At 63.3% G+C, this 14109-nt stretch carries 11 protein-coding genes; 9 read left to right on the plus strand and 2 right to left on the minus strand.

Going from position 1 to position 14109, the window contains the following annotated elements:
- Nucleotides 1-23 precede the first annotated feature (23 nt).
- The 9 genes from pepP (at nucleotide 24) to gcvP (ending at nucleotide 11813) form a co-directional block, all read left to right on the plus strand.
- On the plus strand, nucleotides 24-1358 hold the full coding sequence (pepP, locus tag C1X29_RS10070; RefSeq protein WP_039765352.1) for a Xaa-Pro aminopeptidase: 1335 nt from the start codon (nucleotides 24-26) through the stop codon (nucleotides 1356-1358).
- On the plus strand, nucleotides 1355-2542 hold the full coding sequence (gene ubiH, locus C1X29_RS10075; protein WP_102717341.1) for a 2-octaprenyl-6-methoxyphenyl hydroxylase: 1188 nt from the start codon (nucleotides 1355-1357) through the stop codon (nucleotides 2540-2542). Before pepP ends, ubiH begins: the two co-directional genes overlap by 4 nt.
- Nucleotides 2535-3020, plus strand: a complete 486-nt coding sequence (locus C1X29_RS10080; protein WP_102685833.1) for a DUF4442 domain-containing protein — start codon at nucleotides 2535-2537, stop codon at nucleotides 3018-3020. The genes ubiH and C1X29_RS10080 overlap by 8 nt, the downstream gene beginning before the upstream one ends.
- Nucleotides 3021-3029: 9 nt before the next feature.
- Nucleotides 3030-4247, plus strand: a complete 1218-nt coding sequence (locus C1X29_RS10085) for a 2-octaprenyl-3-methyl-6-methoxy-1,4-benzoquinol hydroxylase (RefSeq protein ID WP_173940183.1) — start codon at nucleotides 3030-3032, stop codon at nucleotides 4245-4247.
- Nucleotides 4248-4354: 107 nt separating this feature from the next.
- The gene (locus tag C1X29_RS10090) at nucleotides 4355-5359 is read left to right on the plus strand and encodes an extracellular solute-binding protein (RefSeq protein ID WP_102717343.1); all 1005 of its coding nucleotides are present in this window, start codon (nucleotides 4355-4357) and stop codon (nucleotides 5357-5359) included.
- Between the two features lie 156 nt (nucleotides 5360-5515).
- Complete coding sequence (locus tag C1X29_RS10095; protein WP_102717344.1) at nucleotides 5516-7132, plus strand: iron ABC transporter permease; 1617 nt, start codon at nucleotides 5516-5518, stop codon at nucleotides 7130-7132.
- A 157-nt stretch (nucleotides 7133-7289) separates the two neighbouring features.
- Nucleotides 7290-8372: a glycine cleavage system aminomethyltransferase GcvT gene (gene gcvT, locus C1X29_RS10100; protein ID WP_102685829.1), complete on the plus strand. Its 1083-nt coding sequence runs from the start codon at nucleotides 7290-7292 to the stop codon at nucleotides 8370-8372.
- A gap of 49 nt (nucleotides 8373-8421) precedes the next feature.
- Nucleotides 8422-8805 carry a glycine cleavage system protein GcvH gene (gcvH, locus tag C1X29_RS10105; RefSeq protein WP_085746742.1) on the plus strand — a complete coding sequence of 128 codons (384 nt, stop codon included), beginning with the start codon at nucleotides 8422-8424 and terminating at the stop codon, nucleotides 8803-8805.
- Between the two features lie 134 nt (nucleotides 8806-8939).
- A complete protein-coding gene (gene gcvP / locus C1X29_RS10110) occupies nucleotides 8940-11813 on the plus strand; it encodes an aminomethyl-transferring glycine dehydrogenase (protein ID WP_102717345.1) in 2874 nt (957 codons plus the stop codon).
- A 55-nt stretch (nucleotides 11814-11868) separates the two neighbouring features.
- Here the strand turns inward: gcvP and C1X29_RS10115 are convergent, their stop codons facing one another.
- Together C1X29_RS10115 and C1X29_RS10120 are read right to left on the minus strand one after the other, a co-directional pair.
- Complete coding sequence (locus C1X29_RS10115) at nucleotides 11869-12186, minus strand: DUF2388 domain-containing protein (RefSeq protein WP_007951791.1); 318 nt, start codon at nucleotides 12184-12186, stop codon at nucleotides 11869-11871.
- A 69-nt stretch (nucleotides 12187-12255) separates the two neighbouring features.
- The gene (locus C1X29_RS10120; RefSeq protein ID WP_102717346.1) at nucleotides 12256-14040 is read right to left on the minus strand and encodes a GspE/PulE family protein; all 1785 of its coding nucleotides are present in this window, start codon (nucleotides 14038-14040) and stop codon (nucleotides 12256-12258) included.
- Between the last annotated feature and the right edge of the window lie 69 nt (nucleotides 14041-14109).

Raw genomic sequence — 14109 nt, forward strand, 5'->3', positions numbered from 1 at the left:
GTGCCAGGGAAAGCCATCTGCCCATGATCCATATCCCGAAAGCGGAATACGCCCGGCGCCGCAAGGCGCTGATGGCGCAGATGGAACCCAACAGCATCGCGATCCTGCCTGCCGCCGCGGTCGCCATTCGCAACCGCGACGTCGAGCATGTCTATCGTCAGGACAGCGACTTCCAGTACCTGAGCGGTTTCCCCGAGCCACAGGCGGTCATCGTCCTGATGCCCGGTCGCGAACACGGCGAGTACGTGCTGTTCTGCCGTGAACGCAACGCCGAGCGCGAACTCTGGGACGGCCTGCGCGCCGGCCAGGAAGGCGCGATCCGCGATTTCGGCGCCGACGACGCCTTCCCGATTACCGACATCGACGACATTCTGCCGGGCCTGATCGAAGGCCGCGACCGGGTGTATTCGGCGATGGGCAGCAACCCGGAATTCGACCGCCACCTGATGGACTGGATCAACGTGATCCGCTCCAAGGCGCACCTCGGCGCCCAGCCGCCGAACGAATTCGTTGCCCTGGATCACCTGCTGCACGACATGCGCCTGTATAAATCGGCGGCAGAAGTGAAGGTGATGCGCGAGGCCGCGCGGATTTCCGCCCAGGCCCACATCCGGGCGATGCAGGCCAGCCGTGCCGGGCTGTACGAGTACAGCCTCGAAGCCGAACTGGATTACGAATTCCGCAAGGGCGGGGCGAAAATGCCCGCCTACGGTTCGATCGTCGCCGCTGGGCGCAACAGCTGCATCCTGCATTACCAGCAGAATGACGCGCTGCTCAAGGACGGCGATCTGGTGTTGATCGACGCCGGTTGCGAGATCGATTGCTACGCCAGCGACATCACCCGCACCTGGCCGGTCAACGGCAAGTTTTCCGCTGAACAGAAAGCGATCTACGAACTGGTGCTGGCCTCGCAGGAAGCCGCGTTCGCCGAAATCGCCCCGAACAAACACTGGAACCAGGCGCACGAAGCCACGGTTCGGGTCATCACCACCGGGCTGGTGAAGCTGGGGCTATTGCAGGGCGAAGTCGACGAGTTGATCGCTTCCGAGGCCTACAAGGCGTTTTACATGCATCGCGCCGGCCACTGGCTCGGGATGGATGTGCATGACGTCGGCGAGTACAAGGTCGGCGGCGAATGGCGAGTGCTGGAAGTCGGCATGGCGCTGACCGTGGAGCCGGGCATCTACATCGCCCCGGACAATCAGAACGTAGCGAAGAAATGGCGCGGCATTGGCGTGCGCATCGAGGATGACGTGGTAGTGACCAAGAGCGGTTGTGAAATCCTGACCGGCGGCGTGCCGAAAACCGTCGCCGAGATCGAAGCCCTGATGGCGCAAGCACGGACCTGCGCGGCATGAGTCGGGTCAATCTGGCAATCATCGGTGGCGGTCTGGTCGGCGCCAGTCTGGCGTTGGCCTTGCAGGCCGGGGCCAAGGCCCGTGGCTGGAAGATCGTGCTGATCGAACCGTTCGCCCCCGGTGACAGCTGGCAGCCAAGCTACGACGCGCGCTCCTCGGCGCTGTCCTTCGGCTCGCGGCAGATTTATCAGCGGCTGGGCGTGTGGCAGGAAATCTCCCGCCGCGCCGAGCCGATCAAGCAGATTCATGTATCCGACCGTGGTCGTTTCTCCACCGCCCGACTTTCGGCGATGGAAGAGGGCGTTCCGGCGCTCGGCTATGTCGTTGAAAACGCCTGGCTCGGCCAGTGCCTTTGGCAGCACCTCGACAAAGACGTGATCAGTTGGCGCTGCCCGGCGGAAGTTTCCCGCATGGAGCCGCTGCCCGACGGCTATCGCCTGACCCTCAACGACGAAACCACGGTCGAGTGTGATCTGGCGGTGCTCGCCGATGGCGGCCGTTCCGGTCTGCGCGAGCAACTGGGCATTAACGTACGCAAGCGTCCGTATAACCAGAGCGCGCTGATCGCCAACATCACGCCGAGCGAAGCGCACAACGGCATGGCCTTCGAGCGCTTCACCGACGAAGGCCCGATGGCGCTGCTGCCGCTGCCGGAAAACCGCTGCGCGCTGGTCTGGACCCGTCTGGGCATGGACGCGCAACGTCTGGCCGACCTGAGCGAACGTGATTTCCTCAGCGAGCTGCAAGGTGTGTTCGGCTACCGTCTCGGTACGTTGAAACAAGTTGGCGCGCGGCATCTGTATCCGCTGTCGCTGGTGGAAGCCGAAGAGCAGGTGCGTTCGCATCTGGCCGTTCTCGGCAACGCCGCCCACAGCCTGCACCCGATTGCCGGGCAGGGTTTCAACCTGTCCCTGCGCGATGCCGATGCCTTGGCCGCCGCGCTGCTGGCCAGCGACAAACCGCTGGGGGATTTCGCCACGCTGCAGGCCTATCGCGAGCGTCAGCGTCTCGATCAGGATCTCACCGTGGGTTTCTCCGATCAGGTCACGCGCCTGTTCGGCAGCACCCAGCCGCTGGTGTCGCTGGGGCGCAACATCGGCCTGCTCGGCCTCGATCTGCTGCCGCCGGCCAAGCGCTGGTTCGCCCGTCAGGCCATGGGGCTGGGGACGCGGCCGGATGCGTGAGTGGCTGATCAAACGGTTTGGCAAGGCGCGGCTGATGCGCTGGATCATGACGTTCTACCCGCCGTACTTCGGCGCCGGTGTCCGGGTGCAGCACATCAGCGATGACTTTCGTGACATTCAGGTCTCGATGGGCCTGGGCTGGTACAACCGCAATTACGTCGGCACCCAGTTCGGCGGCAGTCTGTATTCGATGGTCGATCCGTTCTTCATGTTGATGCTCATGGAGAACCTCGGCTCGCGGTACATCGTCTGGGACAAGGCCGCCGACATTGATTTCATATCGCCGGGCAAGGGCCCGGTGTTCGCCCGGTTCAACATCGACGACACCCTGCTCGACGAGATCCGTCGGCAGACCGCCAGTGGCGAGAAATACCTGCCGCAGTTGCAGGTCGACATTCATGACGGCGCCGGCAATCTGGTGGCGCGGGTCGGTAAAACCCTTTACGTGCGGCTCAAGCCGCCAGCGAGACAGGCTTAAAGCATGGAAATGCGCGCGGATGTGCTGATTGTCGGAGCCGGAATGGTCGGCAGCGCCCTGGCGCTGGCGTTGCAGGGCAGCGGGCTGGAAGTGCTGCTGCTCGACGGCAGTCCGTTGAGCGTCAAACCCTTCAATGGCGACGCACCGTTCGAGCCACGGGTGAGCGCACTGTCGGCGGCCAGCCAGCGGATCCTCGATCGCCTCGGCGTGTGGGATGGCATCGTCAACCGACGCAGCAGCCCTTACACCGACATGCACGTCTGGGACGGCAGCGGCACCGGCCAGATCCATTTCTCGGCCAGCAGCGTGCACGCCGATGTGCTCGGCCATATCGTCGAAAACCGCGTGGTGCAGGATGCCTTGCTCGACCGTCTGCACGATTGCGATATGGGTCTGCTGGCCAACGCGCGACTGGAGCAGATGCGCCGTTCCGGTGACGACTGGCTGCTGACCCTGGCCGATGGCCGCACCTTGCGTGCGCCGCTGGTGATCGCGGCGGACGGTGCCAATTCCGCTGTGCGCCGTCTGACCGGCGTTGCCACTCGCGAGTGGGATTATCTGCATCACGCCATCGTCACCAGCGTGCGCAGCAGCAAACCGCACCGCATGACCGCGTGGCAGCGCTTCACCGATCACGGGCCGCTGGCGTTTTTGCCGCTGGAGCGTGACGGTCAGCAGGACTGGTGCTCGATCGTCTGGTCGACCACGCCAAGCGAAGCCGAACGGCTGATGGCGCTGGATGAGGCGGATTTCTGCCGTGAACTCGAACGCGCTTTCGAAGGTTGCCTTGGCGACGTCATCAGCGCCGACTCACGCCTGTGCGTGCCGCTGCGTCAACGCCACGCCAAGCGCTACGTGGCAGAAGGGCTGGCACTGATCGGCGATGCCGCACACACCATTCACCCGTTGGCGGGGCAGGGCGTGAACCTCGGCTTTCTCGACGCCGCGGTGCTGGCCGAAGTGCTGTTGCAAGCGCATGAACGCGGCGAACGCCTGGCGGACGTGAAAGTCCTGAGCCGCTACGAACGCCGGCGCATGCCGCACAATCTGGCGCTGATGGCGGCGATGGAAGGCTTCGAGCGGTTGTTCCAGGCAGATCCGTTGCCGCTGCGCTGGTTGCGTAATACCGGGCTGAAAATCGTCGAGCAGATGCCCGAGGCCAAGGCGTTGTTCGTGCGTGAAGCGTTGGGGCTGACCGGGGACTTGCCGGCCCTGGCCAAGGCCTGACGAATGTCGTGCAACATCTGGTAACTCCTTGGGAAAGTGTTCGATTGAGCTGGTAAATGTGAGTCCTTATCATTTGGGCCACTTTTCCCGACCGAGAGACCGCTCCCATGTTGGCATCCAAGCGTGTTCTGACCGCACTGGCCCTGACCCTGATCGGCAACACTGCCGCCCAGGCCGCCGACGAGGTGGTGGTCTACTCCTCGCGTATCGATGAGCTGATCAAGCCAGTGTTCGATGCCTACACCGCCAAGACCGGGGTGAAGATCAAGTTCATCACCGACAAGGAAGCGCCGCTGATGCAGCGGATCAAGGCCGAGGGCGAGAACGCTACCGCCGACCTGCTGCTGACCGTCGATGCCGGCAACCTCTGGCAGGCCGAGCAGATGGGCATTCTTCAGCCGTTCACCTCGAAAACCATCGACGCCAACATTCCTCTGCAATATCGCTCGTCCAGCCACGCCTGGACCGGCCTGAGCCTGCGCGCGCGGACCATCGCCTATTCCACCGAACGAGTAAAACCGGGCGAACTGACCACCTACGAAGCACTGGCCGACAAGAACTGGGAAGGCCGCCTGTGCCTGCGCACGGCGAAGAAGGTCTACAACCAGTCGCTGACCGCCACCATGATCGAAGTGCATGGCGCCGAGAAGACCGAGCAGATCCTCAAGGGCTGGGTCAACAACCTGTCCACCGACGTGTTCTCCGACGACGTCGCGGTGCTGGAAGCGATCAATGCCGGCCAGTGTGACGTCGGCATCGTCAACACCTACTATTACGGCCGCCTGCACAAGCAGAAGCCGGAACTGCCGGTAAAACTGTTCTGGCCGAATCAGGCGGATCGCGGTGTGCACGTCAACCTGTCGGGCATCGGCCTGACCAAACATGCGCCGCATCCGGAAGCCGCCAAGGCACTGGTGGAGTGGATGACCACGCCTGAAGCGCAGAAGATCTTTGCCGACGTGAACCAGGAGTTTCCGGCGAATCCGGCGGTGAAGCCTTCGGAAGAAGTGGCGGCGTGGGGGCAGTTCGTGGCTGATACGTTGCCGGTTGAAGTGGCGGGCAAGCGCCAGGCTGAAGCGATCCGGATGATGGATCGGGCGGGTTGGAATTGAGTCATTCCTGACAGCACTGTTTGATCGTTCCCACGCTCTGCGGGGGAATGCAGCCCTCGACGCTCTGCGTCGCATCATCGACAGCGTGACGCGGAGCGTCACAGAATGTGTGCCCACGCAGAGCGTGGGCACAATCATTTGAACGAGACTGTTTCCTTGGCCCACCCCGCCCAACGCCGCTGGTACCCCATCGTCTTCGCCATCGCCGCGTTGGTGCTGCTCCCCCTCAGCGTGCTCCTGCTCTCATGGCAAACCATCGACCACCAGATCTGGTCGCACCTGTGGGAAACCCAGATGCCGCGTCTGCTGGGCAACACACTGACGCTGGTCCTCGGCGTAGGCATCGGTGTAACGCTGATCGGCGTAAGCCTCGCCTGGCTCACCAGCCTCTGCGAATTCCCCGGCCGCCGCTGGCTCGACTGGGCGCTGATGCTGCCATTCGCAATCCCGGCCTACGTGCTGGCGTTCGTGTTCGTCGGCCTGCTGGACTTCGCGGGCCCCGTGCAAACCCTGCTGCGCGAATGGTTCGGCACCGGCCTGCGCCTGCCGCGAGTGCGCTCCACCGGCGGGGTGATTCTGGTGCTGGTGCTGGTGTTTTATCCCTACGTCTACCTGCTGGCGCGCACCGCGTTCCTGGCGCAAGGCAAAGGACTGATGGAAGCCGCGCGGGTGCTCGGGCAGTCGCCGTGGCAAGCATTCTGGCGTGTGGCATTGCCGATGGCGCGGCCGGCCATCGGTGCCGGCGTGGCGCTGGCACTGATGGAAACCCTGGCGGATTTCGGCGCGGTGTCGGTGTTCAATTTCGACACCTTCACCACCGCGATATACAAGACCTGGTACGGCTTCTTCAGCCTGCCTAGTGCTGCGCAACTGGCCAGCCTGTTGCTGCTGGTGGTGATGCTGGTGCTGTACGGCGAACGTCGCGCGCGCGGCGCCAATCGGGCGAGCAACGAGCGACCACGGGTCAAGGCGCTGTATCACCTGCGCGGGCCCAAGGCCTGGGCGGCGACCGGTTGGTGCGGTCTGGTGTTCGCCTGTGCGTTTGTCATTCCGGTGCTGCAACTGGTGGTCTGGTTCTGGCAGCGCGGGCGATTCGATCTGGATGAGCGCTACGCCGGGCTGATTCTCCACACGTTGTATCTGGGCGGCATGGCGGCGTTGATCACGGTCAGCGTGGCGATGTTGCTGGCCTTCGCCCGGCGTCTGGCGCCTACCCGGGCGATCAATTCTGCGGTCGGTCTGGCCAATCTCGGTTATGCCTTGCCGGGTTCGGTGCTGGCGGTGTCGATCATGCTCGCGTTCAGTTATCTGGATCGGGAGCTGGTGATTCCGCTGTCCGGCTGGCTTGGCGGTGCGGGCAAACCGCTGCTGCTGGGCAGTCTGGCGGCGTTGCTGTTGGCGTATCTGGTGCGGTTCGTGGCGGTGGCCTATGGTCCGCTAGAAAGCAGTCTGGCGCGTATACGGCCATCTTTGCCTGAAGCGGCACGTAGCCTGGGCGTCAGCGGGCCGCGACTGTTTTTCAAAGTGTATCTGCCGCTGTTGCTGCCCGGCACGCTCAGCGCCGCGTTGCTGGTGTTCGTCGATGTGCTCAAGGAAATGCCCGCAACCCTGCTGATGCGCCCGTTTGGCTGGGACACGCTGGCGGTGCGGATCTTCGAAATGACCAGCGAAGGCGAATGGGCGAGGGCGTCGTTGCCGGCGCTGACCCTGGTATTGGTCGGTCTGTTGCCGGTTATCGGTTTGATCCGGCGCTCGGCGCACAGAAACACTTAGTCGTCAGTCCTGAATCATGCGGCTACAATGCGCGGCATTCGGTGCGGTCCGTCTGACAGACCCTGTCGCTGAAATCGGCTGAAAGCCCTTTTTTACAGGGCTTTCCGATCCGTGCAGCAGCGCTCCGCACCTTCGCCACGCCCGGAAGGAGAAACCCATGGGACAGCGTACGCCTCTGTATGACCTGCATCTCGCCCTCGGCGCGAAGATGGTCGATTTTGGCGGTTGGGACATGCCCCTGCATTACGGCTCGCAGGTCGAGGAACACCATCAGGTGCGCCGCGATTGCGGGGTGTTCGATGTTTCCCACATGACCGTGATCGATGTCACCGGCCCCCAGGCCAAGGCCTGGCTCCAGCATTTGCTGGCCAATGACGTCGAACGCCTGCACAGCCCAGGCCGTGCGTTGTACAGCACCATGCTCAACGAGCGCGGCGGCATCGTCGACGACATGATCGTCTACCGCCTCGAAGACGGTTATCGTCTGGTGGTCAACGCCTCCACCCGCGATCAGGACCTGGCCTGGATGCAGGCACAGCTGGGCAGCTTCGATGTGCATATGCACGAACGCTCCGAGCTGGCGATGCTCGCCATTCAAGGCCCCCATGCCCGGCACAAGATTGCCGAACTGGTGACCCAGTCCCGCGCCAACCTGATCCAGATGCTCAAGCCTTTCGAAGGTCACATCGACGGCGACTGGTTCATCGCGCGCACGGGTTACACCGGTGAGGACGGTCTGGAAATCGCCCTGCCAGCCGATCAGGCCCCCGGATTCTTCAACGATCTGGTGGGCGCCGGCATTTCCCCCATCGGCCTTGGTGCCCGCGACACGCTGCGGGTCGAAGCCGGCATGAACCTCTACGGTCAGGACATCCACCAGGACGTTTCGCCCCTGGCCTCGAACATGGCCTGGAGTATCGCCTGGGAACCGGCCACGCGCCGCTTCATCGGTCGCGACGCGCTGGAAGCGGAAAAAACCGCCGGCGTGCAGCACAAACTGGTCGGCCTGGTGCTTGAGGAACGCGGGGTTTTGCGGGCGCATCAGGTGGTTCGTATCGCTGATGTTGGCGAAGGGGAGATCACCAGTGGTAGTTTCTCTCCTACGCTTAGCAAGTCGATTGCCCTGGCGCGTGTACCGATGGCGACTGCCGACCGCGCCGAAGTGGAAATCCGTGGCAAGTGGTATCCGGTACGTGTGGTCAAACCGACCTTTGTCCGTCACGGCAAAACCTTGATCTAAACCTTTTCCGGCGGGCACGACCGCTGACAATTTCTTGAGGACACCGAGCATGAGCAACATCCCAGCTGAACTGCGTTTTGCCGAAAGTCATGAATGGGCGCGTCTGGAAGCCGACGGCACCGTCACCGTGGGCATCAGCGATCACGCCCAGGAAGCGTTGGGTGATGTGGTGTTTGTCGAGCTGGCAGAAGTGGGCAAGGTGTTCGCCGCCGGTGATGCTGCCGGTGTCGTCGAGTCGGTAAAGGCTGCTTCCGACATCTATTCCCCGGTCGGTGGCGAAGTGATTGCCGTCAACGAAGACCTGGCCAACGCGCCGGAAGAGCTGAACAACGATCCGTACGCCGCGTGGATCTTCAAGCTCAAGCCAAGCGACAAGGCCGAGCTGGACAAGCTGCTCGATGCTGCCGGCTACAAGGCTGCCATCGGCGAATAAGCTGCAGGCGAGACCCCAAAGCCCCGACCCGTCGGGGCTTTTTTCTGCCCGGGACTTTGGCCGTCGGGGTGGCTGCTATGCTGGTTTGACCGTGTTGCATTGACGCCGAGCCGCCAGCCAAGAGAGAGCCCGTCATGTCCCAGTTGCCATCCTTGAGCCAGTTACGCGATCCCCATGCCTTTCTGCGCCGCCACCTCGGCCCCGATGCCGCCGAGCAACAGGCGATGCTCGACAGCCTCGGCCTCGGCAGCCGGGTCGAGCTGATCGAACAGACCGTGCCGCCGGGCATTCGCCTCAACCGCGAGCTGGACCTGCCGCCGGCGCTGGACGAACAGGCAGCGCTGGCCAAACTGCGTGGTTATGCCGAACAGAATCAGGTCTGGACCAGCCTGATCGGCATGGGCTACCACGGCACTCTGACCCCGACCGTCATCCTGCGCAACGTGCTGGAAAATCCCGGTTGGTACACGGCTTACACGCCTTACCAACCGGAAATCGCCCAGGGCCGGCTCGAAGCGTTGCTCAACTTTCAGCAACTGACCATCGACCTCACCGGTCTGGAACTGGCCAACGCCTCCCTGCTTGATGAAGCCACCGCTGCGGCGGAAGCCATGGCCCTGGCCAAGCGCGTGGCGAAGTCGAAAAGCAATCTGTTCTTCGTCGACGAAAACTGTCATCCCCAGACCATTTCCGTGGTGCAGACCCGCGCCGAAGGCTTCGGCTTTCAGCTGATCGTCGACGCTGTGGATAACTTGAAGCAGCACCAGGTGTTCGGCGCACTGCTGCAATACCCCGACACCCACGGCGAGATCCGCGACCTGCGGCCACTGATCGATCACCTGCACGCGCAGCAGGCGCTGGCCTGCGTGGCGGCCGATCTGCTGAGTCTGTTGCTGCTGACCCCGCCGGGCGAACTGGGGGCCGACGTGGTGTTCGGTTCATCCCAGCGCTTCGGTGTGCCAATGGGTTACGGCGGCCCGCACGCGGCGTTTTTCGCCAGCCGCGAGGAATACAAACGGGCAATTCCCGGGCGGATCATCGGCGTGTCGAAAGATGCCCGTGGCAACGTGGCGTTGCGCATGGCCCTGCAAACCCGCGAGCAGCATATTCGCCGGGAGAAGGCCAATTCGAACATCTGCACCGCCCAGGTGTTGCTGGCCAACATCGCCAGTTTCTATGCGGTCTATCACGGCCCGGAGGGGCTGAAACGAATCGCCCAGCGCGTGCACCGGCTGACCTGCATTCTCGCCGCCGGGCTTGAACGCCACGGCATCCAGCGCCTCAACCAATATTTCTTCGACACCCTCACGCTGGACGTGGGCGGGGCGCAAACCGCGATCATCGAAAGTGCCCAGTCCGCGCAGATCAACCTGCGCATCCTCGGTCGTGGCCAACTCGGTCTGAGCCTCGACGAGGCCTGTGATGAAAACACCGTGGCCAGACTGTTCGATGTGCTGCTGGGCGCCGATCACGGGTTGAGCGTCGATGAGCTCGACGCCGAAACGCTGACCTCCGGCATTCCCGAGGCGCTGCAGCGCAGCACGCCTTACCTGCGCCACCCGGTGTTCAACGCTCACCACAGCGAAACCGAGATGCTGCGCTACCTCAAGCAGTTGGAGAACAAGGATCTGGCGCTCAACCAGTCGATGATCCCGCTGGGCTCTTGCACCATGAAACTCAACGCCACCAGCGAAATGATCCCGATCACCTGGCCGCAATTCGCCAACCTGCACCCGTTCGTGCCCCGGGAGCAGGCTGTCGGTTACACGCTGATGATCGAGGAGCTGGAGCGCTGGCTGTGCGCGATTACCGGGTTCGATGCAATCTGCATGCAGCCCAACTCCGGCGCCCAGGGCGAGTACGCCGGGCTGCTGGCGATCCGCAAATACCACGAGAGCCGCCAGCAGGGCGGGCGGGATATCTGCCTGATTCCTTCTTCGGCCCACGGCACCAACCCGGCCTCGGCGCAGATGGCCGGGATGCGCGTGGTGATTGTCGAGTGTGACGACGCCGGCAACGTCGATCTGGAGGACTTGAAAGCCAAGGCGTCCGAGGCCGGGGGCAAGTTGTCGTGCCTGATGGCGACCTACCCGTCGACTCATGGTGTGTACGAGGAAGGCATCAGCGAAATCTGCGAAGTTATCCACAAGCACGGCGGCCAGGTGTACATGGACGGCGCCAACCTCAACGCTCAGGTCGGGCTGGCGCGGCCTGCGGACATCGGTGCCGACGTGTCGCACATGAACCTGCACAAGACCTTCTGCATTCCCCACGGCGGAGGCGGGCCGGGTATGGGGCCGATTGGCGTGCGTGCGCACCTGGCGCCGTTCGTCGCCAATCATCCGGTGGTGCCGATCGAAGGGCCGCAACCGCAGAACGGTGCGGTCAGTGCCGCGCCGTGGGGCAGCGCAAGCATTCTGCCGATCAGCTGGATGTACATCGCGATGATGGGGCCGCAATTGGCGGATGCCAGTGAGGTGGCGATCCTTGCTGCGAATTACCTGGCACAGCATCTGTCCGGTGCTTTCCCCGTTCTGTACACCGGTCGCAACGAGCGGGTCGCCCACGAATGCATTCTGGATCTGCGGCCACTCAAGGCTGCCACCGGCATCAGCGAGGAAGACGTCGCCAAGCGCCTGATGGATTACGGCTTCCACGCGCCGACCATGTCATTCCCGGTGCCAGGCACCTTGATGGTCGAGCCGACCGAGAGCGAGTCCAAGGCCGAACTGGATCGCTTCATCGGCGCGATGCTGAGCATCCGCGCAGAAATCACCGAGGTGCAGAACGGCAACTGGCCGGCCGAGGACAACCCGCTCAAACGGGCGCCGCATACCCTGGCCGATATCACCGGCGTGTGGGAGCGGCCGTACAGCATCGAGCAGGGCATCACGCCGGATGCGCACACCAAAGCGCACAAATATTGGCCGGCAGTGAACCGGGTCGATAACGTCTACGGCGACCGCAACCTGTTCTGCGCCTGCGTGCCAGTGGACGATTACCGCTGAACAGCGGGCAAAAAAATGCCGCTCGTGTGAGCGGCATTTTTTTCTGTCCGGAAGGTTATTCCGACGCCACGGCGTTCTTCGCCAGAATCGCGTTCGCCAGTTCCATGTCCGTTGCCTGCAGGCCCGGGTTGTCGGCGCGGACTTTCTGCATCGCGGCTTCCAGGTACGGGCCACGGATACCGCCGTCGCTGGCGACGAAGCTGCCGGCATCGTCCTGGGCGGCAACGATCAGTTTGTGATCCTTGAAGGTCAGGTAGGTCGAGCCGGTGGTGGCACCGGACGAAATGACGTTACGCCAAAAGCTGTCGGCCATTGCCGAACCGACGGGCAGAGACAGCAGGGCAAGGGTGGCGACAGCAAGTTTGAGACGCATGTTGGGTGACTCCACTGGTGTTGAATAACCGGTTGGATCGCCGTTTCCCCGATCCGGTTCCGTGAGCGGCTATTTCTGCTCGCTCTGTGGCGTCACCCGCAGCACTTCCTCAAGGGTTGTCAGCCCCGCAGCAACTTTCTGCGCGCCGGACAATCGCAGGCTGCGCATGCCTTCCTTGAACGCCTGTCGGCGGATCGCGGTGAGATCGGTGTCGGGGCTGATCAAGGCCTTGAGGCTGTCGGTCAGTTGCATGATTTCGTAGACCCCGGCGCGCCCGTGATAACCGGTGTCGCGGCACTCCAGGCAACCGATGGCCCGTTGCGCATTGCCCGGCAGCGGCGCCTGCCACGGCCGGGTCAGGGTTTGCCAGTCTTCTTCATCAAGAGTCAGCGGCGCCTTGCAGTGCGGGCACAGTGTTCGCACCAATCGTTGCGCCATCACGCCGAGCACGGTGGCCTTGATCAGGTAATGCGGCACGCCGAGTTCCAGCAGACGGCTGATGGCGCTCGGCGCATCGTTGGTGTGCAGGGTCGAGAGCACCAGATGCCCGGTCAACGCCGCCTGGATCGCCATTTCGGCGGTCTCCAGGTCACGGATCTCGCCGATCATGATGATGTCCGGGTCCTGCCGCATCAGCGCGCGCACGCCGGCGGCGAACGTCAGGTCGATGTTGTGCTGGACCTGCATCTGGTTGAAGGCCGGCTCGACCATCTCGATCGGGTCTTCGATGGTGCAGAGATTGACCTCCGGGGTCGCCAGTTTTTTCAGCGTGGTGTACAGCGTGGTGGTCTTGCCGGAACCGGTCGGGCCGGTCACCAGAATGATGCCGTTGGGCTGGCGGGTCATGTCCTGCCAGCGCCGCAGATCGTCGGCGGAAAACCCCAGCTGATCGAAATCCTTGAGCAGGACTTCCGGGTCGAAGATCCGCATGACCATTTTTTCGCCGAACGCGGTGGGCAGGGTCGACAGGCGCAACTCGACTTCGCCGCCGTCCGGGGTCTTGGTCTTGACCCGGCCGTCCTGGGGTTTGCGCTTCTCGGCGACGTTCATCCGGCCAAGGCTTTTCAGGCGGCTGACAATGGCCATCGTCACCTGGGGTGGAAATTGATAGACGTTGTGCAGCACGCCGTCGATGCGAAAGCGAACGGTGCCTTGATCGCGCCGGGGTTCGATGTGGATGTCGCTCGCCCGCTGCTGGAAGGCGTACTGGAACAGCCAGTCGACGATGTTGACGATGTGCGCGTCGTTGGCGTCCGGTTCCTGATCGCTGGCGCCGAGGTTGAGCAGTTGTTCGAAGTTGCCGAGGTTGCCGCTCTGCGCATCGGCATTGCTGGCGCCGCTGACCGATTTGGCGAGGCGGAAGAATTCGACGCTGAAACGCTGGATGTCCGCCGGGTTGGCCACCACCCGTTTGATCGGCAGTTTCAGGACGTGAGTCAGATCGGCCTCCCAGCCGCTGACATAGGGCTGGGCGCTGGCCACGGTCACCGCGTCGCGGTCGACCGACACCGCGAGAATCTTGTGGCGCTGGGCAAAGGCATAGGACATCAGCGGCGTGATGGCCGCGACGTTGATCTTCAGCGGATCGATCCGCAGGTACGGCTGGCCGGCCTGCTGCGCCAGCCACAGGGTCAGGCTTTCCAGGTCGAGGTGTTTGCCCGGACGGCTGAGGTCGTCCAGTTGCTGGCTGGCGATGAATTCCAGGGGGTGCTTCTGGCCGTGGGCGGCATGCCGGCGCCGGGCATTCAGCGCCTGCTCGGCCGAGTCCTGGCAGATGAACCCTTGGGCGACCAGTTCACGCAGTACCTCATTGAGATCCAGCCAGCGGTCCTGAGTGGCGAGTTGAACGGACATGCGGGCTCCTTTTGAACGACAGTGCGCAAAGGATAGTCGTGGCCCTGCCGACCGTTGGGCCACTACCCG

The sequence above is a fragment of the Pseudomonas sp. GW456-12-10-14-LB2 genome, assembly GCF_002884345.1.
GTDB lineage: Bacteria > Pseudomonadota > Gammaproteobacteria > Pseudomonadales > Pseudomonadaceae > Aquipseudomonas > Aquipseudomonas paraglycinae.